At 43.1% G+C, this 23,275-nt stretch carries 23 protein-coding genes and 1 pseudogene; 12 read left to right on the plus strand and 12 right to left on the minus strand.

Features of this window, described 5'->3' with window-relative positions; all coding sequences use genetic code 11:
* Nucleotides 1-257 precede the first annotated feature (257 nt).
* Nucleotides 258-1,175: a CHAP domain-containing protein gene (locus tag MiSe_RS52185; protein ID WP_307731538.1), complete on the minus strand. Its 918-nt coding sequence runs from the start codon at nt 1,173-1,175 to the stop codon at nt 258-260.
* A gap of 844 nt (nt 1,176-2,019) precedes the next feature.
* On the opposite strand from MiSe_RS52185, the gene MiSe_RS25895 reads away from it, so the two are divergent.
* From MiSe_RS25895 to MiSe_RS25905, 3 genes are read left to right on the plus strand one after another with little or no spacing between them, the layout of a single operon-like run.
* Entirely contained in the window at nt 2,020-2,400 is a 381-nt protein-coding gene (locus MiSe_RS25895) for a hypothetical protein (RefSeq protein WP_226586091.1), read from the plus strand.
* A gap of 18 nt (nt 2,401-2,418) precedes the next feature.
* Entirely contained in the window at nt 2,419-2,754 is a 336-nt protein-coding gene (locus MiSe_RS25900) for a hypothetical protein (RefSeq protein ID WP_226586092.1), read from the plus strand.
* A gap of 9 nt (nt 2,755-2,763) precedes the next feature.
* On the plus strand, nt 2,764-3,180 hold the full coding sequence (locus MiSe_RS25905; protein ID WP_226586093.1) for an Imm1 family immunity protein: 417 nt from the start codon (nt 2,764-2,766) through the stop codon (nt 3,178-3,180).
* A 133-nt stretch (nt 3,181-3,313) separates the two neighbouring features.
* On the opposite strand, the gene MiSe_RS25910 is transcribed toward MiSe_RS25905, so the two are convergent.
* The 3 genes from MiSe_RS25910 to MiSe_RS25920 all read right to left on the minus strand — a co-directional run bounded on the left by MiSe_RS25910 (nt 3,314) and on the right by MiSe_RS25920 (nt 4,283).
* Complete coding sequence (locus MiSe_RS25910) at nt 3,314-3,526, minus strand: DUF6887 family protein (protein WP_226586094.1); 213 nt, start codon at nt 3,524-3,526, stop codon at nt 3,314-3,316.
* Nucleotides 3,523-3,705: a DUF6888 family protein gene (locus MiSe_RS25915; RefSeq protein ID WP_226586095.1), complete on the minus strand. Its 183-nt coding sequence runs from the start codon at nt 3,703-3,705 to the stop codon at nt 3,523-3,525. Before MiSe_RS25915 ends, MiSe_RS25910 begins: the two co-directional genes overlap by 4 nt.
* Nucleotides 3,706-4,010: 305 nt before the next feature.
* On the minus strand, nt 4,011-4,283 hold the full coding sequence (locus tag MiSe_RS25920; protein ID WP_226586096.1) for a hypothetical protein: 273 nt from the start codon (nt 4,281-4,283) through the stop codon (nt 4,011-4,013).
* A gap of 486 nt (nt 4,284-4,769) precedes the next feature.
* On the opposite strand from MiSe_RS25920, the gene MiSe_RS25925 reads away from it, so the two are divergent.
* From MiSe_RS25925 to MiSe_RS25960, 8 genes are all read left to right on the plus strand, one after another.
* Nucleotides 4,770-6,527 carry a DUF6798 domain-containing protein gene (locus MiSe_RS25925; RefSeq protein ID WP_226586097.1) on the plus strand — a complete coding sequence of 586 codons (1,758 nt, stop codon included), beginning with the start codon at nt 4,770-4,772 and terminating at the stop codon, nt 6,525-6,527.
* Between the two features lie 366 nt (nt 6,528-6,893).
* A complete protein-coding gene (locus MiSe_RS25930) occupies nt 6,894-7,295 on the plus strand; it encodes a hypothetical protein (RefSeq protein WP_226586098.1) in 402 nt (133 codons plus the stop codon).
* 283 nt (nt 7,296-7,578) lie between these two features.
* Nucleotides 7,579-8,430, plus strand: a complete 852-nt coding sequence (locus tag MiSe_RS25935) for a YkvA family protein (protein WP_226586099.1) — start codon at nt 7,579-7,581, stop codon at nt 8,428-8,430.
* 580 nt (nt 8,431-9,010) lie between these two features.
* The gene (locus tag MiSe_RS25940) at nt 9,011-9,664 is read left to right on the plus strand and encodes a PEP-CTERM sorting domain-containing protein (RefSeq protein WP_226586100.1); all 654 of its coding nucleotides are present in this window, start codon (nt 9,011-9,013) and stop codon (nt 9,662-9,664) included.
* A 134-nt stretch (nt 9,665-9,798) separates the two neighbouring features.
* Nucleotides 9,799-10,449 (plus strand): PEP-CTERM sorting domain-containing protein, encoded by a 651-nt coding sequence (locus tag MiSe_RS25945; RefSeq protein WP_226586101.1) that lies wholly within the window; start codon nt 9,799-9,801, stop codon nt 10,447-10,449.
* Nucleotides 10,450-10,583: 134 nt separating this feature from the next.
* Nucleotides 10,584-11,243, plus strand: a complete 660-nt coding sequence (locus MiSe_RS25950) for a PEP-CTERM sorting domain-containing protein (protein WP_226586102.1) — start codon at nt 10,584-10,586, stop codon at nt 11,241-11,243.
* Between the two features lie 134 nt (nt 11,244-11,377).
* The gene (locus MiSe_RS25955; RefSeq protein ID WP_226586103.1) at nt 11,378-12,091 is read left to right on the plus strand and encodes a PEP-CTERM sorting domain-containing protein; all 714 of its coding nucleotides are present in this window, start codon (nt 11,378-11,380) and stop codon (nt 12,089-12,091) included.
* A 154-nt stretch (nt 12,092-12,245) separates the two neighbouring features.
* Nucleotides 12,246-12,719, plus strand: a complete 474-nt coding sequence (locus MiSe_RS25960; protein ID WP_226586104.1) for a TspO/MBR family protein — start codon at nt 12,246-12,248, stop codon at nt 12,717-12,719.
* A gap of 79 nt (nt 12,720-12,798) precedes the next feature.
* Here MiSe_RS25960 and MiSe_RS25965 read toward each other — a convergent pair whose 3' ends face one another.
* Together MiSe_RS25965 and MiSe_RS25970 are read right to left on the minus strand one after the other, a co-directional pair.
* The gene (locus tag MiSe_RS25965; protein WP_226586132.1) at nt 12,799-14,094 is read right to left on the minus strand and encodes a glycosyltransferase family 4 protein; all 1,296 of its coding nucleotides are present in this window, start codon (nt 14,092-14,094) and stop codon (nt 12,799-12,801) included.
* Nucleotides 14,095-14,448: 354 nt separating this feature from the next.
* Entirely contained in the window at nt 14,449-15,462 is a 1,014-nt protein-coding gene (locus tag MiSe_RS25970; protein ID WP_226586105.1) for an SGNH/GDSL hydrolase family protein, read from the minus strand.
* 154 nt (nt 15,463-15,616) lie between these two features.
* On the opposite strand from MiSe_RS25970, the pseudogene MiSe_RS25975 reads away from it, so the two are divergent.
* A pseudogene (locus tag MiSe_RS25975) lies at nt 15,617-16,809 on the plus strand (RNA-guided endonuclease InsQ/TnpB family protein).
* Between the two features lie 54 nt (nt 16,810-16,863).
* Here MiSe_RS25975 and MiSe_RS25980 read toward each other — a convergent pair.
* The 6 genes from MiSe_RS25980 to MiSe_RS26005 all read right to left on the minus strand — a co-directional run bounded on the left by MiSe_RS25980 (nt 16,864) and on the right by MiSe_RS26005 (nt 23,275).
* Nucleotides 16,864-17,802 (minus strand): class I SAM-dependent methyltransferase, encoded by a 939-nt coding sequence (locus MiSe_RS25980; protein WP_226586107.1) that lies wholly within the window; start codon nt 17,800-17,802, stop codon nt 16,864-16,866.
* Nucleotides 17,803-17,820: 18 nt separating this feature from the next.
* The gene (locus MiSe_RS25985; RefSeq protein ID WP_226586108.1) at nt 17,821-18,540 is read right to left on the minus strand and encodes a class I SAM-dependent methyltransferase; all 720 of its coding nucleotides are present in this window, start codon (nt 18,538-18,540) and stop codon (nt 17,821-17,823) included.
* A gap of 35 nt (nt 18,541-18,575) precedes the next feature.
* Nucleotides 18,576-19,388, minus strand: coding sequence for a 2OG-Fe(II) oxygenase (locus tag MiSe_RS25990; protein ID WP_226586109.1), 813 nt, complete (start codon nt 19,386-19,388; stop codon nt 18,576-18,578).
* 133 nt (nt 19,389-19,521) lie between these two features.
* Nucleotides 19,522-20,739: a glycosyltransferase gene (locus tag MiSe_RS25995; RefSeq protein ID WP_226586110.1), complete on the minus strand. Its 1,218-nt coding sequence runs from the start codon at nt 20,737-20,739 to the stop codon at nt 19,522-19,524.
* A complete protein-coding gene (locus tag MiSe_RS26000; protein ID WP_226586111.1) occupies nt 20,736-21,902 on the minus strand; it encodes a glycosyltransferase in 1,167 nt (388 codons plus the stop codon). Before MiSe_RS26000 ends, MiSe_RS25995 begins: the two co-directional genes overlap by 4 nt.
* A complete protein-coding gene (locus MiSe_RS26005; RefSeq protein ID WP_226586112.1) occupies nt 21,902-23,275 on the minus strand; it encodes an O-antigen ligase family protein in 1,374 nt (457 codons plus the stop codon). The genes MiSe_RS26000 and MiSe_RS26005 overlap by 1 nt, the downstream gene beginning before the upstream one ends.

The following is a 23,275-nucleotide window of genomic DNA, read 5'->3' on the forward strand; positions in this document are numbered from 1 at the left end:
CACCCTTAAGGGTGGGGCTACACAAACAAAGCCCGCCTGCGCGGTCTATAAAATTTTGCTTCCAACATCCTTTTTTTTATCCCCACCCTTAAGGGTGGGGCTACACAAACAAAGCCCGCCTGCGCGGGCTATAAAATTTTGCTTCCAACATCCTTTTTTTTATCCCCACCCTTAAGGGTGGGGCTACACAAACAAAGCCCGCCTGCGCGGGCTATAAAATAAGGGGGGCGTATTCTCGCGCGAAGTCGGGTTTCTGGTTATACAAACGTAAAATCTACCCTTCCTGGTCTTGCGGTTAGACTCATGTCTGTTACTCCCTTCACAATACCAATCAGATCGTTGCTATTGTTGAGGTAAATTAACGTGTCTGAACCACTAACAGCCAACCTGTAGCCGCTGGCGCTTCCTCGAAGTTGGATATAGTCATCTCGAAATGAGTAATCCGTAATGACTGCGTGACCTTCGCCTTGGTAGAATGCTCCCTGCCTTGTATTACCAAGAGCAAAAGTATCTACGCCAGAACCACCTGTTAAAGTGTCAAATTCAGTATTGCGATAACTGGCATAACCATCAAGGTAATCATTTCCAGCGCCACCCAATACGACATCGTTACCAGCTTCACCATACAAGGTGTCATTTCCTCCCAAACCTTCTAAAGTGTTGTTACCGGAATCCCCACTAATGCGATCGTTACCTTCAGTTCCCCTGATAGGAGGAGGAGGAAAACTAATGCCTGAACCATAAATAAATTTAGCTGTGTTAAACGCATTGCTGCCGGGAGTAATAGTGCGCGAGTTAAACGTTCCTCTGGCACTACCCCAATTCGCTTCTGAGATGGTAAATGAACCATCTGAATTGACTCGCTCAACAAATGCAACATGACCTACACTACCAGCTCCACCTTGATTCGGGTCCCAAACAACAATACTGTTAGCTCGAACTTCGCGGCCCCAATTGCTTGAGCCTACATTATCATCCCAGAAACCCGCATTACCCCGAATTGGCGCTCCGATTCCTTGGTTGTTCCGAAACAATCCCTTTTCCATCGCTCGACCATAAGCGAATTCAGTACACCACAAATAATTAGGATCGTTGTTGGCGGCGACAAACTTGTTACCTTGCGCTTGATAATGTATGGAATTGAGATTAATTCCGAAAACAGATGGACTTGTCATGGACTTTCCTTTTAACCGAGTTGGGCTGTATTTTTGTTGGGAATGCGAAGTTAAATTTATACACTTGGCACGCCCTAAATTGCATTAATTTGATGACTACTTCATGAGTTAATTCAACCCATGTTTGTCAGATTCAATAATCAGATGCAATTAAATATAAATTAGTTTATAAAAAAAAATTATCAATCGCGCTTTCACTGAATTTTTATTCAGATAAACTTTTTATAATCTTCATTCAAAGGGGCTGCTTTTTTAAGTTTTTGTAAAGTTATCAACTTAATAGGACAAAAGAGTGGGCTTTTACCCTCGCCGCTGTACTTAGGTACACTGTAACCGTAAAAACACTCACTGCTGTCCGTACCTGCGGAAACATACGGATAGTTCAGACAGCCGCAAGCAACTGTTAATTCACAATGGGAATTGCGTTGATCTGCCTGCATCTGCGGTTTATAGGGGATTTCAAGCGAGTGAGGTACATGGCTTGTAGGGACACGGCGTCCACAATACAATGCCCTTGCAGACAATATTGTAGATGCCGTGTCCCTACACCTAACGATTGGCAAATCAACCAGACAAGCTGTACCTCATACAGCTGCAAACCGCTATAAATCAAAGCGCGATCGCTCTCCCTCCTCTCCCTCCTCTTCCTCCTCTGCGGAATGTCGCGCCTGGAGCGGTTCAAATTAAAAAGCGATCGCTCCCGTCTTCTCCTTCTTCTTCGCGCCCTAAAACGAAGAAAGCGTTTCGCTTCGCTATCGCGTCTTCGCGGTTCAGATCGCTCATGCGATCGCTCTCCCCCCATTAACTCAGTTAAGATAGTTGGAACAGTAGCAGGCATAAAGCGATGTCTGAATTAAGCACGCCACAGGCAGAAAAAATAACACAGCATCCCCTAGAGACTGTGCTGAAAGACTTGGAATACCTTGTCAACAGTCTGGCGATGGAATTGGAGGTAGCACCAAGCGATCGCAAAGCGCACCAAGACTTATTGCGCCGCACCATCAGAGTAGCAGAAGCAGCACTCCAAATCCCCGATCAAACTTGGCCTGTCACAGTCTACCCTGACGATCCGACTGAAGCAATTACCATTGTTGAAGACGATGAAGAATTTGCCCCGGAGATTGAAGCTTTGAGGCAACAAGGCTGGAAAATAATGACAGTGACCCAGTTCAATCAAAATGTTGAGAAACTGGCGGCTCAAAAATCAGATTCCAATCCCAATTAATTTAACTTTGGAGGCGGATTGGCTACTAAATCTAAATATATTTTCCAGACTCACCCGCTGGTCATGAGTGAAGATTTACCAGCACTTCCAGAAGAACTTAGAACTGCTTTCAGCGAAGATTATCGTCCGATACTATGTGAAGATCCTTACGACTGTCGAGGGTATCCCAATCACAATCTCAAAGGACGTTTGAACGATTTCCCTACCCTAGACATAGACTTTGGGGGGATTTCCTATCGACTGGTGTATCGCGTTTACGAATCCCCAGCACCTAAACGGGTATACGTAGTCAGTTTTGCCGAACACGACCCAGCTTATGATAAGGCAAAAGAACGTACTGGTAGATCTAAATAGAAAGGCTGAATGTTTGTGTCAGATATGACAGTAGAAAACTGGATTGGCAATAAGGATGAAGGTAGCTTAATCGACAACCCAAATTGGCATCAAATAGAAACAGCGATTCGCGAATTAGATGGCAAAACTAAAACTTTAGTCACCTTGGGAACAGATGACGAAACATACATGTCAATTGGCGGCGGTCAATCGGGGAAATATGTTGTTACTGTAACCTTCGATAACATCAAATTCTATACTTTAGTCGATTTATCAAAATCTGATGAAATACAAGCACTGGTTGTAGGCGGACAAGAAAGCGAATATCCAGCCAAAATGTGTGTAGACTTGCTGCGATGCTTGCTAGCAGCTAGAACCTTTACAGAATCAGGAAAACTCGATACTTTACTAACTTGGCAAGAAGATACATCATTAATTGCAGCGTGATGCGATCGCTTTCCTTCGCGATCTTCCCGTCTAATTCGCTACCCTTGAATCGCTTCGCTAACGCGGTTCAAATTAAAAAGCGATCGCCCTACTGACCGAAACGTTGGTGACAGGCGATCGCAGTGAATTTCTCCTATTGTTGGCTGGCATTCAGTTTTTCTCGCAAAATGGCTTCTACTTCGCTTTCGGGATTAGCCAGTTTGAAAGGATAAGGTTGGCGTGTATTAGGATCGCAGCGACCAATCAGGACTTGCAATGCTGCCCGAAACGCCTCCTCATCATTCCTATGTGCTGAAAGGTATTGCTTCAATTCAGCATTCGTCATTTGCTCAAAGTCTTGTTTCATAAGACAAAGTTCCAATCTCCATTTTCATCAATTACAATTGCAATTCTATCAGCTACTCCTGCTTGGATATAGAGCGTTTTCAACTTTTGAGCATAACGAAATACGTTGATTGGTTGAGCCAAATTTGAAAGCAATTGACAGAGAAATATTGCCGTGTCAGATTGCTCTTGCTTTGGCAAATCAATACTCCCCGAAATCTTATTGACTCTAGCATAACAAACATCAACTTGCACCTAATATCGTGTCCGGTTGCATCGGTTGCGTTTGGAGAGCTGGGGGAGCAAAGGGGATGGGGGAGCTGGGGGAGAAAAAACGCTTTTTCGCACAATCAACTATACACAACTGATCTCTCGCGGACATGATATAAAATCTCCGGACGGGCGAGACGCCCATCCCACAAGAGATTAATGATTAATTTTTCTTGTGGGGTGGGTAGTATTGCCCGCCAAAGTCTATCGGTGCAAGATGTCAGTTTACCTACAAATTACCGTCCCGACTTCCGAGTCGATGAATCGGTAGATCCTAATTTCCGGTAGCGAACCAGAATAGTCATCACCCGCTCCGAATTGGGTACTGGTGTCAAGCGACTCCACTCATCCACTTCCGCAAATCCCATTGCGTAAAACTTGCGGATTTCTGCCATCACCCCCTCGCGGGAACTGATAATCATAAATTCCACCTTTTCCCGTTCCGGTTCTCCTGCGTCAGAATTAGGACGTGCAGATCCGGTAGAGTCCGACAAAAACTCTTCTGCCATGATATATTCTCCTGTTTTTTGGATTTGAAACCAAAAAATCTAGCCACCCCGCAGGCAGCGCAAAGCAGGGTGGCTACAGAGAAATGTTAAAATTCTCAATTAGCCTCCAGGCTGCGTTCACAGTTTGGCGGTCAAGCTGTCCTTTGCCGTTCCCGCGGCATTGGGCAGCGATACTAGATTTTTGGCGGACACGGGCTGCTGTCGTTAAACTAAAGCAACCTTAAACAGAGAGCATAGCGGGATTGGGGACAGCCGTCAATATCCCGGTGGGGTTGCTTTACCAAACTTTAGGGAACGAGTCGGCGCATCTGCTATTGTGAGGGAATGCGATCGCTCCAACTGCGAAAAGTTTGCCTTCTTAGTTAATTCACTATATTTGACCTTATAACTATTTGCGGTTACATCAATATTGAGCTATAACATGGGCAGCGAGACTTGAACTCTCTGCTCCAGTCCAACTTAGCACCTAGCTGATAAGAAGGAATTATGCCAGTTAAGCAACCTGCACAAGTAATTTTTGAAAAAAGTAAAATTACTTTATTTCGTCCTAATATTTTTTACTTATTGACATTTTTAACATTGCTAATAAGTTCATTTTTAATTAACAGATACTATATTTATTACGCTAACCAATCCCTACAAATACCCCTAGTAAACTTACTCAATGACTCTTCGCTTTATCCCAACGATCCATTTGTAGCTACCCTACCTAACTATTCTTCTCAATTGTGGCCTTTAGTGGCTCTGGCTAATCGGTATATACCGCTAGAGCCATTATTTTTATGCCTTTTTTTGCTAGAAAAAATCTTATTACTCTACGCTGCCGGAAATCTTGCCAAAACCTTTGTGCCGAATTCTTTGCTGGCTACTTTTGGGGCAATGGCTATGTTCGCAGTGGGGGTAAAACCAATTCTTGGAGAAGGCACAATAGTAACGAGTTATCTTGAGCAAACTGGCTTATCAATTCCGTTTTTCTTACTGGCAATTTCATCATTCTATAAGGCTCGCCCAATTGCATGGGCTATTTGGTTATCCATTGGTTTTAATTTGAATAGTATGTATGGAGTTTATGCAATAACCTATTGCGGGGCATTCTTTCTTGTGGATGTAAATTACCGGCAGGAATGGAAGAAGTGGCTCGCCGCCTTTGCGTTATTTTTACTATTAGCTTCTCCAGCTATACTGCATACTTTATCTGCCTTCAGCCGCAGTTCTACTAATAACGATTTGTGGCTGATTGCTTGTAAGTTGTTTTACCCCTTCCACTTTTATCCCCATGTCTGGAGTCCAAAAGGCATTGCTCTGTTTGCTGTTTTACTTTTTATAGTTGTTGCTCTAGTCTACAAAAATAAGCACAAGCTAGAGAAACTATTTAAATTTGTCACAATCGCCACTTTAGTTAGCGTAATTTGGTTGCTTTATGCAGTCTTAGCAGCTTATGTGGCAAAGTCGCCGTCTATGCTGGTGATGCATCCGGTAAGAGGTACTGATTTGTGGTATTGCATCGCGGGAACTGCCCTAGTTTCCATCTGTGGGATTGGAATTGAAGAAAATCGAAGTAGTCAACGGCGGTATATTTACGCAGTAGCTTTTGCTGCAAGCATTATAATTTTGCATCCTATGGTTGAATCCTATATTATTTATATTATTGGATTTTTCCTGATTGCTGTCCTCCTAAAACCAGTCAGGTACTTTATCCTTGGCATGGAAGATTATAAGTATTTTTATTTAGCTATAACACTTTTAATTCTGTTGATAGGGGTGACAAACTTTGGGAGGGAATTAGCGAAGACTGGCAATATAAAAGATGCACTTATTGGCAGACCATCATACGTTTACGAACAACTTGCCGATTGGGCAAGGTTGAAGACTTCTAAAGATGCCGTATTTCTTAATCCGCCCAATTGGGGTGATTGGACTTATTTTCGCGCTCTGGCGAAACGTTCAGTTTTCGTAAATTGGAATGATGCTGCCGCAATGCTTTGGGATAGACCATTTGTAGAAGTTTGGGCAGAACGTCTTAATGCACTTGGCCTCGACATTACCGAAGATGGACTGAATCATTTGAAGGCTAGAAGAAAACTGCGTGACCTCTATAACGAACTTGAAGATGAAGACGTAAAAAAATTGCAGCTTCGCTATTCAATAGACTATTGGGTGGTGCCGATAAAAAAATCATCTAAATTTGCGATTGCTTTCCAAAATCAGTCTGACAAAGTCCTTGATTTGAATCAATCAAATTGACCTTAATACCGACAGCGTGCAATAAAGTGCGCTCGCTAGGATCGCTCTAAAAGCCTCAACCCTCCGATTGCATTATTGCTGCCTCTAGCTGATAGCGAACGCGGTGCAAATCCAAACAGAGCAAGCCAGAAACAAATGTCGCATAAATAAGTGACACTCAATTGAGCTACCCCAAATGTGTTTAACACAAAAAAGCGACTGTCAGCTAATTGGATTAACAGTTATACATAGAGAAGAAATAGTTAGTCTTAAAAGTTAAAGAATATTATCTAGTTGGTGACAAATTTGAAACGGCGCTTAAGCTTTAGCTGTTTAAGACTGACTGCAAACAAAAACAACCAATTGACTTACAAAAGGAGATAAATCGTGACTATAGAATTAGAAATGAAAACCAACCTGATGCCGAACCAAGAAGTATCGGAAATGGCAATTGCAGCAGCATCTCCTGACAACCCAGGTCCGGAACAATTGTTCGCAGTTGTCAATGCCGATGGCACTCTCGCGCGCGGACTCTTTGCTGTCTCCTCAGCAAACTTAGGCACGGGTTTTTACGAAGTAATTTTTAGCCGTGACGTGACTCGCGGTGCGTACATTGCCACCATCGGTTCTTCCGCCACTTTTGATATCGAACAGACTGGTCAAATCACCGTAGTTGGGCGAGCTGGTAACCCCAACGGCGTATTTATTACGACTACCGACTCTGCTGGCAATTTCCAAAATCGCGGGTTCCACCTAGCGGTTCTCTGTCCGCAAGCTTTCGCGTCGTAGCTTGATATTTACTCCAGGTAAGGTTAGTCGAAATATAGGAAAAATAGGCATTTGCAAGTCCTAGAAACTGTGAAGTATTTTTTCCCATATTTCGTCGTCCTACAACTACTTTAACTGAGCGCTCGCACAGCGAAGTACGAGCGCTCTCCTTGCTTGGTGTCCTCTGGGTCTATGGCGGTTCAAATCCAAACAGGGATTGCCAAAAACAACCCGAATTTCAGCCTATTCAGTTAAGCTAGTAGGTGGGCAATCCTTACTCTAACGACTGCCATAGGTAATTATCATGTTTAAGCCAAATATTTTTGCCAAATTGCCTGAAACCGAAAGCCTAGCTTTTTATGGAGCCTTGTTTGCTATAGCGGCAGCAGATGGAGCGGTGGATATTGAAGAACTTAATCTAATTTTTAAGAATATAGACTTCGCTCAATTATCCGACTCTGTAAAAAATCAAATCCAAACTTATGTCACCACACCCCCAGCATTAGACGAGTGTTTGAAAAACCTCAGTGAATCCGAAGATATTCTGCGCTTAGGCGTGATGTTTTTTCTGATCAACATTGCTTGGGTAGGAAATGCTATCAAACCGGAAGAAAAACAGGCGCTTGAATTAGCGAAAAAAGAACTAAGGATTTCAGACGCTCAAGTAAAGGCGATAGAGGAGTTTATTCAAACTATTAGAGAACTTCGACAAGGCGAGGATAAAAAACCGGGGTTCAAATATGTAAAGGCTGCTGTCGATAAGCTCAAAGCGGCTGGTATTCCTCTGAATTTAATCGATCCAAAAGGAACAACAACTAATCTAGACGAGCCATTAACTTATTCGGAAGAAAGTTTCTGGGAAAAGCTGAAAAATTTTGCTTTAGTAGCGGGGAAGGAAGTCGTAGAAAAAGCTTTGTTACTTTACTATGCCCTTCAAAATCCCAAAGTACCTGTGTGGGCAAGAACGGTTATCTTGGGAGCATTAGCATATTTTGTATTTCCAGTTGATGCGGTTCCCGATATTTTTCCCGTTGTGGGATATACAGACGATTTGGGCGTATTGCTAGCCGCTATAGGGACTGTAGCAATGTATATTAACGATGAAGTGAAACAGCAAGCGAAACAGAAAATCCGAGATTGGTTCGGCGAAGAATAATATTATTATCCTAACGCAAATTGCTAGTTATAAACAAGGGCGTTGCTAATTGCTAATTGCAAGCTTGCTAATTGCTAATATAGGATTTTTACCAATCTCGCCATTAACCATTAGCCATTCGCTTCTATTTATGAGATAACTAGCAACTTGAGTTAGTTACCAAACCGACTATTTTTCAGAGAAACAAAGGTGATTTGCGTAAGTCCTGTAGGTGAAGGGGGTAGGAGCGAAGTCTTTCATCACCCGCCCAGGCGGGTTTTGTTTTTGTAGCCGCGATTTCAATCGCGAGGCTACAAGTTATATCCGTATAAATACGTAAGGAGAGAACAGGTTGGAAATTCTCCTAGCTGTTGCCTTAGCACTTCTTTTTATTTCCTTGATAAAACACCCTGATTTGTGAATTTTCGATGAAAATGCCGAAAAAATCTTGATAATTAACATCAGGGTTTTTACTATTGACATCAAGATGCTGGATGTGTGAAAGCTCATACTGAGCGCCGATTGCATAAGATACATTCGGCATCTACCTAAAGTGGGAAATTGATTGGGACAGAGAGCGAGCCAAAGTGAAGGAGTAAGTATGGCTAACAGCATCTACCAAAAATTAGCATTAGCGACTGCTGGAACAGTCTTGAGCTTAGCTGTGATGGAAACTGCCTCAGTTCAAGCTGCCACTATCACCTATGATTTCACTGTAAATATCACTGATGGCCCGTTACTTGGCAACCAATATAGTGGTTTTTTCAGCTACGATGACGCTTCTCCCTCTGGTGCAGGTGGTCTACTTCTTCCTTTTTTCGACGTAACAGAATTCAATTTTGACTTCCCGCAAAGAACTAATACCCCCTCTCAATTATTTATTGATGGTCGTGTGTTTCCCTCTAGTCTTCCTTTACAATTTAGAGGGGGTGAAGTCGTTACCGACCCGTCTGGGCGACTGGTTTTGATACCGCGAGGGGGTGAGCTTGTTCGTTTCGCATTTTCCACATTTAATCCTTTCCGGCCTCCTTTTCCCGGTTTCTTTACTTTGTTCGGCTCGTCAACTGGGTTATCTTTTACTTATCAACTGCCTTTTAACCCTGGTGAACCTTTCACAATAGGAAGTGGAAGTGGAACGGTTTCGCTGCGTACAACTCCGCCGACTGCCGTACCGGAACCCAGTACTATTTTTGGGCTAAGTATGCTGGGTTTTGGCTGGCTTTTGAGGAAAAAGAAAGCATCTTCCCATGCATAGATAAAGTTTTTATCCCAATTCGCCATCTGCAAAAACTCGCGCTCGCTTTGGCGCGAGTAGGTGCTGCGATCGCACTATAACCAAAGCATGAAATCCACAAATGACAGATATCAACCCAAAGTGAAGGAGTAAGTATGGCTAACAGCATCTACCAAAAATTAGCATTAGCGACTGCTGGAACAGTTTTAAGCTTAGCTGTGATGGAAACTGCCTCAGTTCAAGCTGCCACTATCACCTATGATTTCACTGTGAATCTTACAAACGGTGATTTTAAAGGCAATTCATATACAGGGTTTTTCAGCTACAATGATTCAGAACCTAGCGGGGTATCTGAACTTTTATATCCTTATTTCGCGCCGTCAGATTTCAGTTTTGAGTTTCTTGGTAAAACCTACACAGAAAGCGATTTGCGCTACTCTGTGCGGTCTATAATGGTTCCTCCTCTTTCTTACCTAACATTTACCAATCCCAGAGTAGTTACGGATAATCGCCCATATTTCGTCCCCGGAGGAGAACTCGATCAAGTGAAATTTCTGGTAACAGATTATAATTCTGCCGGAATTGGGTCATATATTATTAATTTATATGAAAATAAAAAGTTTTTCTTTTGGTTCTTCGATCAGTTTCCTCAAAATACTATTAGTCAAGGTGGAGGAACTTGGAAGTATAAATTGCGTGAACAACTCCCCTCAACTTCGGTACCGGAACCTGGTACAGTTTTTGGGCTAAGTATGTTGGGTTTTGGCTGGCTTTTGAGGAAAAAGAAAGCATCTTCCCATGCATAGATAAAGTTTTTATCCCAATTCGCCATCTTCAAAAACTCGCGATTATGTGGCGCGAATAAGGTGTGCGATCGCACTAGAACCAAAGCATGAAATCCACAAAGGACAGATATCAACCCAAATTGAAGGAGATAAGTATGGCTAACAGAATCTACCAAAAATTAGCATTAGCGACTGCTGGAACAGTTTTAAGCTTAGCCGTGATGGACACTCACCCGGCAAATGCGGCTATTATCACCTATGATTTTACTGTGAATATCACTAGCGGTTCGTTGTTGGGCAACCAGTATAGTGGTTTTTTCAGCTACGATGAATCAGCACCTAGCAGTTTCACTAGAGCCGGTTACATTCCTTATTTCCTGGTGTCAGACTTCAGTTTTGATTTTTTTGGTAAAACCTACAGAGAAAAAGATGTGGTATACAATAATTCGCGGGCACCACAAGAACCTCCTTTTTCTTACTTAAGATTTACCAATCCTAGACCTATTGTGAATAATGCCGCATATTTCCTCCCAGGAGGAGAACTCGATCAAGTGAAATTTTACTTGACAGACTATAGTAGTATCTTCGGGGGTGGGTCATATTTTATTAATTTCTATCCAAACTCTAATTTTTCATTTCTGTTCTTCGCTCGGGTTCCTACAAATATTATTAGTTCGGGTGCAGGAACTTGGAAATACACATTGCGTGAACAACCAACCTCAACTTCAGTACCAGAACCTGGTACAGTTTTTGGGCTAAGTATGCTGGGTTTCGGTTGGCTTTTGAGGAAAAAGAAAGCATCTTCCCATGCATAGATAAAGTTTTTATCCCAATTCGCCATCTTCAAAAACTCGCGCTCGCTTTGGCCAGAGTAGGGTGTGCGATCGCACTATAACCAAAGCATGAAATCCACAAATGACAGATATCAACCCAAAGTGAAGGAGTAAGTATGGCTAACAGCATTTACCAAAAATTAGCATTAGCGACTGCTGGAACAGTCTTGAGCTTAGCTGTGATGGAAACTGCCTCAGTTCAAGCTGCCACTATCACCTATGATTTCACTGTAAATATCACTGATGGCCCGTTACTTGGCAACCAATATAGTGGTTTTTTCAGCTACGATGACACTTCTCCCTCTGCCACAAGTCTTCCGGTTGATTACAGTTCTCCCTCTTTCAGAAGTCCTCTGGTTCCTGTTTTTGACGTAACAGAATTCAATTTTGACTTTGCGGGGAAAACTTATACCAAATCTAATTTACGATATGACGGATGCCGTGCTGGGATTCAGTTTTGCTATCCTCTAACATTTTCGGGCACTGAAGCCGTTTTAGATCCGTCTGGCTTCCCGCGTTATTTGATCCCGCGAGGGGGCGATCTTTCTCTTGTCTCGTTTTCAAATTTTAGTTCGTTTAACTTCAGTATTTTTTCGGTTTACTTCTACATACTAGGAGGAAAAAGTGCAGGAGATTTTAGATATGACCTCCCACTAGATTTAAGCGAACCTTTTAAGAATAGAAGCGGTAGTGGAACAGTGGGGTTTTCGTTGCGTACAACTCCCACCCCGCCTCCAACTTCTGTCCCAGAACCAGGTACGGTTTTTGGGTTAAGCGTTTTGGGTTTCGGTTGGCTTTTGAGGAAAAAGAAAGCATCTTCCCATGCATAGATAAAGTTTTTATCCCAATTCGCCATCTTCAAAAACTCGCGATTAAAAGGCGATCGCGGTGTGATGCGATCGCAATTCCCACCAACGACTGATTAAACTCGCTGCTGAAACTGACACAATCGCAACAGATGCGGTGCAGGAAGCGGGTAGGGAGATGATTAAATCCTGGATGGTAATTGGCGCGGTTACTTTTTTAGTGGCGCTGGGTAGTAACTTGGTGACGCCGGACGATCTAAAGTGGTTCAAACGCTTGCAGCGTCCCAAGTGGCTAACTTTTGAACCTGCCATCCCCATTATTTGGACGATTATTTTTATTTGCGGTGCTTGGTCTGCTTATATTGTCTGGGAAAAAGACCCAGGCAGCCCTAGAACTTGGCTGCTGATGGGCTTTTACCTTTTAGTCGAAATTGCGATCGTTGCATTCAATCCAGTGATGTTAAGGCTTCGCAGTCTTCAAGCAGGCACCATTGTCGGGGGAGTTGGTGCCATTTTGGGTGTCTTGCTGACCTTAACAGTTTGGCAAATTTCTGGGTGGGCGGCTTTGTTGCTAGTTCCCTATATAATATGGAGTCCCATAGGAACTTACACCACTTGGGAAATGAGTCGCCTTAACCCCGAATCAAAATAGCGCACTCTGAATCTTGATTCACTAGACCGCCGGCAAGTCCATCGCTATAACGCGAAGCGTTTAGCGGCGGGTACTTCACCTACTGCACTTGCTCAACGACGATAGAAGCTTCCGGTTCTACATTGTCGCGCAATGCTTGGTACAGCATTTGGGAATATTGTCTAGCAATAATTTCCAACGTGAAGTTTGATTTGAGGTAGCGCCGCCCCGCTTTGCCCATCTGATGCGCCAGTTCGGGATCTTTAGCCAAGTGGCGAATATACTCAGCTAGACCCTGGGCATCATGATTCTGGAAAGCCGCACCGCAATCGGCGTCGTCTATCAGCTGGCGTAAATAGGAATGTTCTTCACAGATCACCCCTACCGGACGCCCTGCTGCCAAGATACCGTAAAGCTTACTGGGAGCAACCAATCCTTCCATTCCCGGACTGATGCTGACTAAGGACAAGTCGCAAGCAGTCAGAGAGTAGGGAAGGTATTGTTTGTCTTGATAAGGCAAAAATAAACAATTGGTCAAGCCCAAGGTTTCGGCTTGTTCCAGGCAAATTTTACGCTTGGCACCGTCGCCGATGAAGACAAATTGGATCGGCTCATTTCGCAGCAAACTTGCCGTTTCCAGGATCGTCTCCATATCGTGACAGCGCCCCATGTTGCCGGAGTAGAGAACGGTAAATTTGTCAACTAAATTGTGCTTGTGGGCAAACCAATTAGCTTGCTTTGGCAGGGGAACGATCCAATCTGGATTGGCCCAACTGTGAATTACGGCAATTTTGTCAGCCACCTCTGGGCATTTTGCCAAAATCCGTTTTTCCATGCTGGGGCTGAGGACGATGATCCCAGAGGAATTTTTCCAGATTTCTTGGTTAACGAGGTGCCAAAAGCGAACCATCCAGTGCGTTTCGGGGATGACTTGCAGTTCGACGGCGACATCGGGATACAAGTCGTAGAGCAAACAAACGTAGGGCAGCTTAAAGATCAGGTGAGCTAAATAGCCCAGCAACGGTAAAAACGGCGGTGCGGTGGTGAGGAGCAAAACATCGCCCCGCCAGCAGCTTTTGAGTAAATGGAATGCCGAACGCAGGCAAAATAAAAGGCCGTTGATGGCTTTGCCGCGAATTCGTTTAGGCCAAAGTCTGGCGGCGCGCGATCGCCTAATCAGCAGTTTGTCTTTCCGTTCGATGGTTGGCGCTGATTTTTTTTGGAAGGCGTAACCAGGCTGTCCTGTAAAAATGTGGACGTAAGCGCCAGTATTCCTCAACTGCATCGCTAGCTCTTCGATTAGCTGTCCGGTAGCGGCGTAGTCGGGTGGATAAAACTGGGTAATAATCGACAGTCTAATCGAAGGCTGTAGTTTTTGAGCTTTATCATTGCCGATGCCACCTTGCTTATGAGTCGCGGACTGGTACAATTTATACCCCCCTCCTATAAAGTCCCAATTATCATGCCCTAAAGGTTTCTGCGAGGTCAAAAACAAAATCAACGATCAACGATTTTCAACCAACTCCGGTGCTGCCATCCTCCCCGGTTTAAAGATCTGGGGCTTCAAAGGCAGGGTTGGTGAGGAGCTTTCTGCTTCTGCCTGTGACCTGCAATGAAACTTTTATTTAGGTCACTACAAAGTCTTGCGTGAAGATTCCGGATTTTAACCCCCACAGACTGTATAGATCTAGATCGGCGTTTTTCTCGCGATTAACTCATTCCCAAACACCCCTCGTTGCTGCAAGATTGTTCAACGACTACCTGGGGAAGGAGAACGCCCTAAGCGAGCGCAAGCTGGTAACTGACGACGGATGCAAAGTTGCCCAAACAGCTCAAGGGCGATCGCACCATTCCCTGCCACGCTCAAATGGACTTCATCTCGAAAGTAGGATTCTACCTTTGTTGGGGGCAAGGTTGACCAGGCTTGATGAGAGTCAATGATAGGAACCTGCAAAGTCAACAACAAGCGCAGAAACTCGGATTTGTACTTGGGCTGGTTAGCCTTGGGGATCAAATCGTCCCGATTCGGCGTGAACAGGACAAAAACGGCTATATTCTGGCTGCGAACTAACTTTACTATTTCTTTGAGCAGCTGCATGTTTTGCTGATACTGTTGATCCGGATCTTGGGACGTAGGCGAAGCTGAAAAATCCGCTCCCGATGAGTTAAGCCCTAATTTACCAGCTAAGGCAGGCCAAAGATAGCGAGTCCAAGCATCTTGAATTGCCAGGAGGGGCGCTTGTGTGGGAAAAGCCGGGTGATTGCCAACGCTTTTGCTATTGCTGGTAGGTTGAGTCAGATCGTGGGTGCCGATTTGCACGATTACGGCATCGGCGTTAAACGTACCAAATTCCCGCAGATATCCTAATTGGTTGCCAATGCCCCAAGAACCAGCCGAGGCGTTGAGAATTTCGGCTTTTTGCCCGGATGCAGCTAATTTTGCGGCAAATAATTCGGTAATCGTTTGACTCTGATCGGTAGGATTGCCGCCGTTTAGCACGGAGTCTCCTACCATCAAAATTCTCAGTTTTCCCGACGGCTTTTGGGGTGTAATAGGTTCGGATCGTTGAGAATACTGGTTGTACTCAACTCTTTTGCCAAATCGAAATACTTTTTGATTCGGTTGAAATCGATACCCGGTTTGGGGATCGGCTTGGACTAAAACGGGCGTTCCCAAGCCAAAGGCGAATCTGAGGGTTAATTCGGTCGCGACTACAAGTGCGATCGCTCCCCCTGGTATCCAGTATTTTGCCGGTAATCTCATAAAGAACCTCCGGGAGCTTGGAAACCCAGTGGCTTCAGCCCTGGGAGCAAAAGCGACACGCGCGGGGCTAAAGCCGCCTACAGTCTTTGCAGACCATCGCTTGCACTTTTACCCTACTTTCGCTGATCTAATCAGATATAGCGAGAGTACTGTTATGTATCTGACTCAGAAAAACCAAATTCGCGGACTCAGCAAGCCTGAATTCACGGCTTTGAGAGAACTGTGCAGGCTGAGCAAAAACCTCTACAACGTAGGGCTTTACTCGGTTAGGCAGTTCTATTTTTCTGAACAGAAATATCTTCGATATGAATCGAACTATCACCACTGCAAGGGGAACGAGAACTATCAGCTTCTCAACACTGATATCGCTCAACAAACCTTGAAAGTGGTAGACCGCTCGTTTCGTTCGTTCTTCAAGTTGATTCAGGCAGCAAAAAACGGACTGTACCGCTTTGAGCAGATTCGATTGCCGAAATACTTGCCCAAAGACGGGTATTTCCCGTTGATCGTGCCGCGTATCAAAGTGAAGGACGGATTCTTTGAGGTGCCGATGTCGAACGCTTTCAAAAAGCAATTCGCAAGGGTTCGCATTCCGTTTCCAGAGCGGTTGCAAGGAAGGAAGCTCAAAGAAGTTCGGATTCTGCCTAAATACAATGCGAGATTTTTTGAAGTCGAATACATTGTGGAGCAGGAAGCAGAACCGCAACCTGTAGACCCCAATCAAGCACTTGCAATTGATTTGGGACTGAACAATCTGGCAACTTGTGTTAGTAATACTGGGGCATCCTTTATCGTGGATGGAAAACCGCTCAAAGCAATTAACCAGTGGTTCAACAAGGTCAACGCCAATTTGCAAAGCATCAAAGATTTGCAGGGGATTAAAGGAACAACCGAGCGACAAGCAAGGCTGACTCGCAAGCGCAATAATCAAGTCAGAGACTATCTGAACAAAGCGGCGCGATACATGATTGATTTCTGCATTACCAGTCAGATTGGAACCGTGATTGTCGGCTTCAATCCTGGCATGAAGCAAGACATCAATATTGGTAAGCGCAACAATCAAAACTTTGTGCAGATTCCCCATTCCCTGCTGAGATTGAAACTGCAATCGCTCTGTGAGCGCTATGGCTTGCAGTTTAAGGAGCAGGAAGAATCGTACACCGATCAGCAAGTGCGTTGGATGGTGATAGTTTGCCGACCTACAATGCCGATAATCCGACTGAATATCGATTCAGCGGTAAGCGAGTCAAGCGGGGACTGTACCGCACTGCTGGGGGCTGGCTTAAAAAATCTCTTAAGAATCCCCGCGTCAAGAGACCGGGGAGTGTCAACCGTTTTAAGTTTTAAGTTTTGAGTTAAACATTATAGTTATATGTTTATGCAGTGGTTCTGTCTGATTTACTATATAACTTGGAGATATACAGATGAAGGGAAGTGACCCCTTGCATCTGATACTTCTAGGCCATATTCGTTAGCTTCTGGCTCATAGTTAGGAAGAAGTTTTTGAAGTTCTTCTTTTTTTGCATAATGCAGCATACTCAGTGATGCTTTGATGCAGGAATTTTTATTATTGATTAAAAACGCATGTAATAAAACAGTTTCATTGGGAAAAAACAAAGCTTTGCTCAGTATATCTCTGCTATATTCATAGGGAAAGTAGATATCGTGAAAGTGAACAAAACTTCCTGGTTTTAATCTTGGCAATACTTCAAGAATCAACCGATTCACCTCACTTCCTGGTTTGACGGTATGAGTGGAATCGATGAACAGCATTCCTTCATCACCCAAGTTTGTTAAAATATCTAAAGAAATTTTTTGAGCTTTCTCAGGAATTAGCGTTATTTTACCCATTTTGTCAGATTTTTGCAAAAACTCAGTCGGGTAAGGCTCAATGCAAATTATTTCCGGTTTATAGTCTGATTCCTGACTGGCAAGCAGCATGACAGATGTGGAAACGCCACAACCCACTTGAATAATCCGTTTTGGACGCTTACTGTATATAAAGCAGAACAAGAAATCAGCTTCTACCAATCCAAAACCTGGTTCTCCATTTTCTGCACAAGCATGAGCGTATATATCTCCTTTCTTTAGTCTCTCTTGCAATTCTTCGCTACAGCACTCTTTGACAAAAGAAAGCTGACTTTGGAGATCGTTTCCATTCACCCCGAACATGCTGTGGGGTTGCTTCCAATAATCTTCTTTCCTAAGTTCTTGCAAATCTGGAACTTCTGAATAAAAATGAACCGGCAGAATAGAAATTCCAAATTTTTGCCCAAATTCAAGCAGATTTCTCAGATGGCGTTTACCCAAATTTTTAACATTTCGTTTCAGGCCATACATAAGATTTTACCCCAACATTTAAGTTCTACAAATCCAAATCACCGTGCTGTTCAGCAGGTTGCCAAACCAGGGAAAAGGGGAGAAAATTATTCGCTCAATTTTTACTTGATCCTGTAGCAATTTTTCCATTTTTCTATAATCAAATCCCTTGTGAGCTTTGTTGGGTTCGTTTAACGAGTGAGAAGAGGGAAAACTATTAGTATCCCAGAGAATTGCGGCAGAAAATAATTCGCTTGGACTATATCGTTCATATCCATATTCACCTTTAAGATTAGCTAAATAGCGTCCAACTTGCTTCACTAAAAGCGATGGCCCTAATTCAATTGGCACTGAAATAATCATTTTGGCATTAGGTTTACTGCACTCGAGCATTCGCTCGAGTGCTTTTTCTGTATTATCTACATGTTCTAGGGTTTCGGTGCAAAAAATTAAATCGCAACTGTGAGGGGTTATTTTTTCAGCAATGTCGCGGACATGGAAAAAATTAAAATTGGGTATATCGGCGAATATTTCCTGACTGGCAGATAGTACCGACTGGTCAACATCGACACCAAATCCAGAGGTGATGATGCCGCGTTCATAAGCGTTTTTAAGCAGCCAACCATCGCCACAGCCATAGTCGAGTGCCTGTGTATATTTTTCGCTACCAATCGCATCTAAAACTGCACTAAATCTAGAGCGATGAGCGAGACGAGTAAGTTGGTTGCCTTGCTGAAGAATGCGTTGAGAGTAGGACATTTGCTAATTAGATAATTGTTGCCATTTATGCCAATTCACTGGTCATTTTGCTTCTGATTTTCATCAAACAAAACAGCATGTTGGTCTTTTTTCTGCCTGAGATTACGAGCCATCGTGCGAACCATATTATCGACTGGGTAGAGTACTTGATTGAGGATTTCATTTTTTCTGGCGCGGAAACTTGTAACGTGGTAATAATCTGTTTTATCGGGTGATTCTTCGGTGAAATAATAGATATTAATAGACTTGCGCGTATCTCCGTCTGGGGTGTTGACGTGGCGATGACCGTGCCAAGACTGTTTATCGGTCGCAAAAATTACCATGCGATTAAAGGTAGGTAAAATCGCTACGGAATCTGACATATCTGCTGACCATAGTTCTAAGTGTCCTCCCTTTTCTTCTGTCCAATACTTGTTTAAATAAACCAGAAGATTCAGCCTGCGATAGTGTTTTGTCTTAGGGTGAGAGCTGTTATCGATATGAACGTTTAAGAAGCTGCCATTAGCCCCCTGAGCCAGTCCTGATGCATATAACTGTTTATCGGCAAGCAGGTTGGGAATGCCGCTTATTTTGGTCATAATTTCCAGGAAGCGGGGGGATTGTAGGTGTTTAAATATAATTTGGCTAAAAATGGGATCGAACTTATCAATAGCTGGGTCTTGAGCTTTATACTGTCTGAAATCTTTCAGCGTATCCATTTCTTGCATTTTGGGAAAAACGCTGAAAGCTTCGGCGGCTACTTCTGGTTCTAAAAATTCATCAACAATCAGGTGTCTAAACGGTTTAGCTTCGGCAAAGGTTTTGGCAAATTCATCGATGCGAGTTTCGAGCAAGTTGTAGTTAAGCATTTAATTCGCCTTGAAAAACTATCTCAAAAACCTGAGATTTTTTTGATAACGATCCGTAAATTTATCGGAAAACCGCTTGACAATTAACTGCCAATTCAAGGGATAGCAATTGTAGTGGATCGGATTCATGCTACTATGTTTCGGGAAACTGGGGAAGGGGTTGTTCCTGAACAATGGCAGTATAAACCGAGGCAAGTTGGGAGGCGATCGCTTCCCAACTATAGCAACGAGTTGCCAGTTGTTTGCCATTTTCGCCCATTTGATGGCGGAGATTGGGGTTTGGGAGTAATTTTGCCAGGGCGTGGGCAAGCGCTTCCACTTCTCCAGGAACCACAAGTCCTGCTTGTGCTGCCAAAATCTCTGATGAAATTTTAACATCTTCAGTGACGATTACGGGCAATCCGGCTGCCATTGCTTCAGCGATGGATATCCCGAAGCTTTCGATTACCGATGGCAACACAAAAATATCTGATCCTTGTAATAGTAAAGCTTTAGCTTCGCCGGTGACAAAACCGGGCATGGAAATCCGAGATTTTAAACCCAGTAATGATGCTAGATTATTCAGATCTTCGAGATAGCTAGTTTCACCCGTTCCTGCCAAAATTAGGTGAAAATTATAGTTTTGTGCCAATTGAGCGAGTGCTTTTAATAGTAATTCGGGACGTTTGACGGGGTGAATTCGAGCCAGGAATAGCACGATGGGTGTTGTGGCAGGTATTTGATAATTCTGCCTGAGTTGTTGTTTTGCTCCCGGTTGCTCTTGTATCTGTTCAACGCCTAATGGTAGGGTAATAATTGGGGCTTTGACGCCAAAGTTGCGGGCATCTTCTGCTTCGCCAGAAGAAGCGCAATGAATTGCCGCTGCTCGATTTAGATTATGTCGTTCAATTAAAAAGGAATAAAGTTGTTTTTTTCGCCGACTTTGAGCAAGCGCCCAAGGGGCAAGTTGTCCGGTGGTGCGGACGGTATAAGGAACATTTTGCCAGCGAGCGATCGCACCCGCACAAGTGGATGCATAGGAAAACAGATAGTGGTTGTCTAAAATGTCATAATTTCGGATATTTTGCCACAACCATTGCGTTAAAGTTGCTGAGAATATAAACGCTTTATCTGAATTAATTGACACGCCTTGATTCGGCGGTGAAAAGGGTTCAAAAAACCAAACTGGCACGCCTTCATATTCAATTTTCTGGTTTAAAGGTACATCTAACAACGTTGAACCTGCCTCATTTGTTGTGGCAATTTCAGCATCAACGCCACAGGCTATTAAATTTTTCACCAAACTCAATACTGCTTGACTCGGCCCGCCTCGCAAGGATGAAACGGAAAAAATAACGTGCAAAACTTTCACGATGTTTCTCCTGTTGTAGAGTATTTTATTAATTCAGCTAATGTTTGCTGAAATCGTTCAAATCCAAAAATTTCTATCACTCTTTTTCGTAATATTTCAGGTTGATACATTATCGGATGTGAATATTTGCCTTGTAAAATTTGAATTAGAGTTTGAGCAATTTCATCGACATTATCCGGGTCAACTAAAGCTCCTAATTCTCCATGACACAAAGCATCAAGGGCGCCATCTTTATTGCCTCCTAATGTTGGTTTGCCGCAAGCGAGGGCTTCTAAATATACGATACCAAATCCTTCGCCTTTACTGGGCATGGCAAAGACATCGCACAAATTATAGTGTTGACAAAGTTCTGCATCGGGAATAAAACCTGCCAGGGTGACGCAATCTTGTAAATTCAATTCGCCGATTAAATTTTCGACGCGGGAGCGGTCATCACCTTTTCCAGCAATAATATAGTGAACGTTAGGAATAGTTTGCCGAATTTGGGGAAGTGCTGCCAGAATTTTGTCATATCCTTTGTACTGTTCGAGTTTTGATAATCGTCCCAAGGTTAAAATAACGGGTTGTTCGGGTGTCAGGTTATATCGTTTGAGTAATTCAACAGGTTTGGGAGCGATTTTAAATAGATTGGCGTCGAATGTGTTGGGTAAAATTGAGATTTTTTTGGGGTCGAGATTTTGTTCTTTGAGCAAGCGATCGCGCGTATAACCACTGACTGATAAAATGCGATCGGCATGATGCAAAGCTCTCTGTAAACTAGGACTTTTGATATTCCAAGCATCGACGCCGTGAGCTACCGTCCAATAAGGAATTCCCGTCAAGCATTTCAACCAGTAAGCTACTGGGGTAAAATTGAGATGAATTGTTAAAACTAAGCGCGGACGTTGCCAAATTCCAAATAGCAAAAGTTGAAGCGCAAAAACAGCCGTCCGTAAAGCTAAAGGCCAATTTCCCACAAAATTGAATCGCGTATTTCTAACGTTAAAAGCTGCTGGAGGTTTGCTGGTATCGTGTTTGGAAAAAATTTCATAATTGCTCTTGCTATAGAGGTTCTGCATAGCTTGAATCAGAAACTCTGAATAAACTTGAATTCCTCCTTTGATATTTTTGTATGGGTTTAAATTTGGTAGCCAAATATGTATCAATGAACGGCTTATTCCCATTAATTTTCTCCGCCTTCTATGTTGGCATAAGCATCATTTTTTTCGATAGTATAATAGGTTTGATATAAGGGTAGCTCTAATCTGAGTGCAAATAAGAGCGCCAATACCATTGGCAAAATGGCATAAGATTCCTGCAAAACTGCCACTGAAGAAATAATTGCGATAAAAACCAGCAATCCGCTCCTTTGAGCGATTAAGTTATTTTTTATAGCTGGCTTATAAGGAAGAGTAATGTATTCAGGAGTTTTCCAAAGGTAGTAGATTGTAATAAAAATAGCAAAAATTCCTAAAAAGCCAAACTGAGCTAGCAAAGAAGCCCAAGTAGAGTCAGCTAAAAATAAACTGCCGCTATCTGCTTTCAGTATTCCATTTTTATGTAAAGTGAACAGAATTTCTGACCCAAACCCTAAATGTTTACCAAACAATAGAGAAAAAGTATCGGAGCGATCTATGTAGTTGAAAATAATTTCTAATCTTCCACTAGACGCAGACGTGCCAGCGGCACGGGTATTTAAACTATTGACTTGAAGAATTAAAAGGATTAAAATAGCAGGCAGCGATATCGCTCCCAATGCTGTCATTAACGAGCGTTCTTTGTTGCTTTTAAACCCTCGCTTGATTTGATTAAATAAACTGAAGCAAGTCAGTAAAACTACAATTAAGGTGGCGCTGCGCGAGCCTGAGAAAAAAACTCCTATTACACAGAATAACAAAAGAATATACCGCCATCTGTGTCGAGGTAAAATTTCAAGATTTAAGTAAAAAACTAAGGCTAAAAATAACCCCATTGTATTGGGACCGATAAAAGTTCCCACAGAGCGGACTGTGCCATTGTCTATCCAGGATACTCCATTGTATAAAACCGCAAATAATCGCTGACGAATTGCATAGAAAACTTGAATAACTGCTAAAACATTTACCCATTCAAAAACCCAGCGCAGAGAACATCGATTCAGGTGACGGTGACAAAAGAAAAACAGGGCAAAGACAACAAATATCGGTCTAAGGCAGGATATGATTGCTACCAAGCTCAGCTCGCTAGTGATGCTTCTAGCAATAGCAATTCCCAAAACGCAAAGACACAGTGCGTAACTGGCTTTTAAACCTCTATTACTAGAAAAACTTTTGCCAGTATTGGTTGGTGGTAATAAAGCACTAAACAACAGCAGTAACAAGGTAAAGCCATCTTTCAAAACTTTTTGCCAAGTCGGTACTAGCAAAATGTAACTTACTCTTGTGTAATATTCCGGATGCCAGTTGCCTTTTAGGGCATACTCTGATACATACCAGTACGTCAGTACGGCGGATGCGATCGCTAAAAACAGGAGCGAATGGAGAAAAATTGAGATTGTGCGAGCAGTTTTGCCTGACAT

This window comes from Microseira wollei NIES-4236 (assembly GCF_020521235.1).
In the GTDB taxonomy this organism is placed as follows: domain Bacteria; phylum Cyanobacteriota; class Cyanobacteriia; order Cyanobacteriales; family Aerosakkonemataceae; genus Microseira; species Microseira wollei.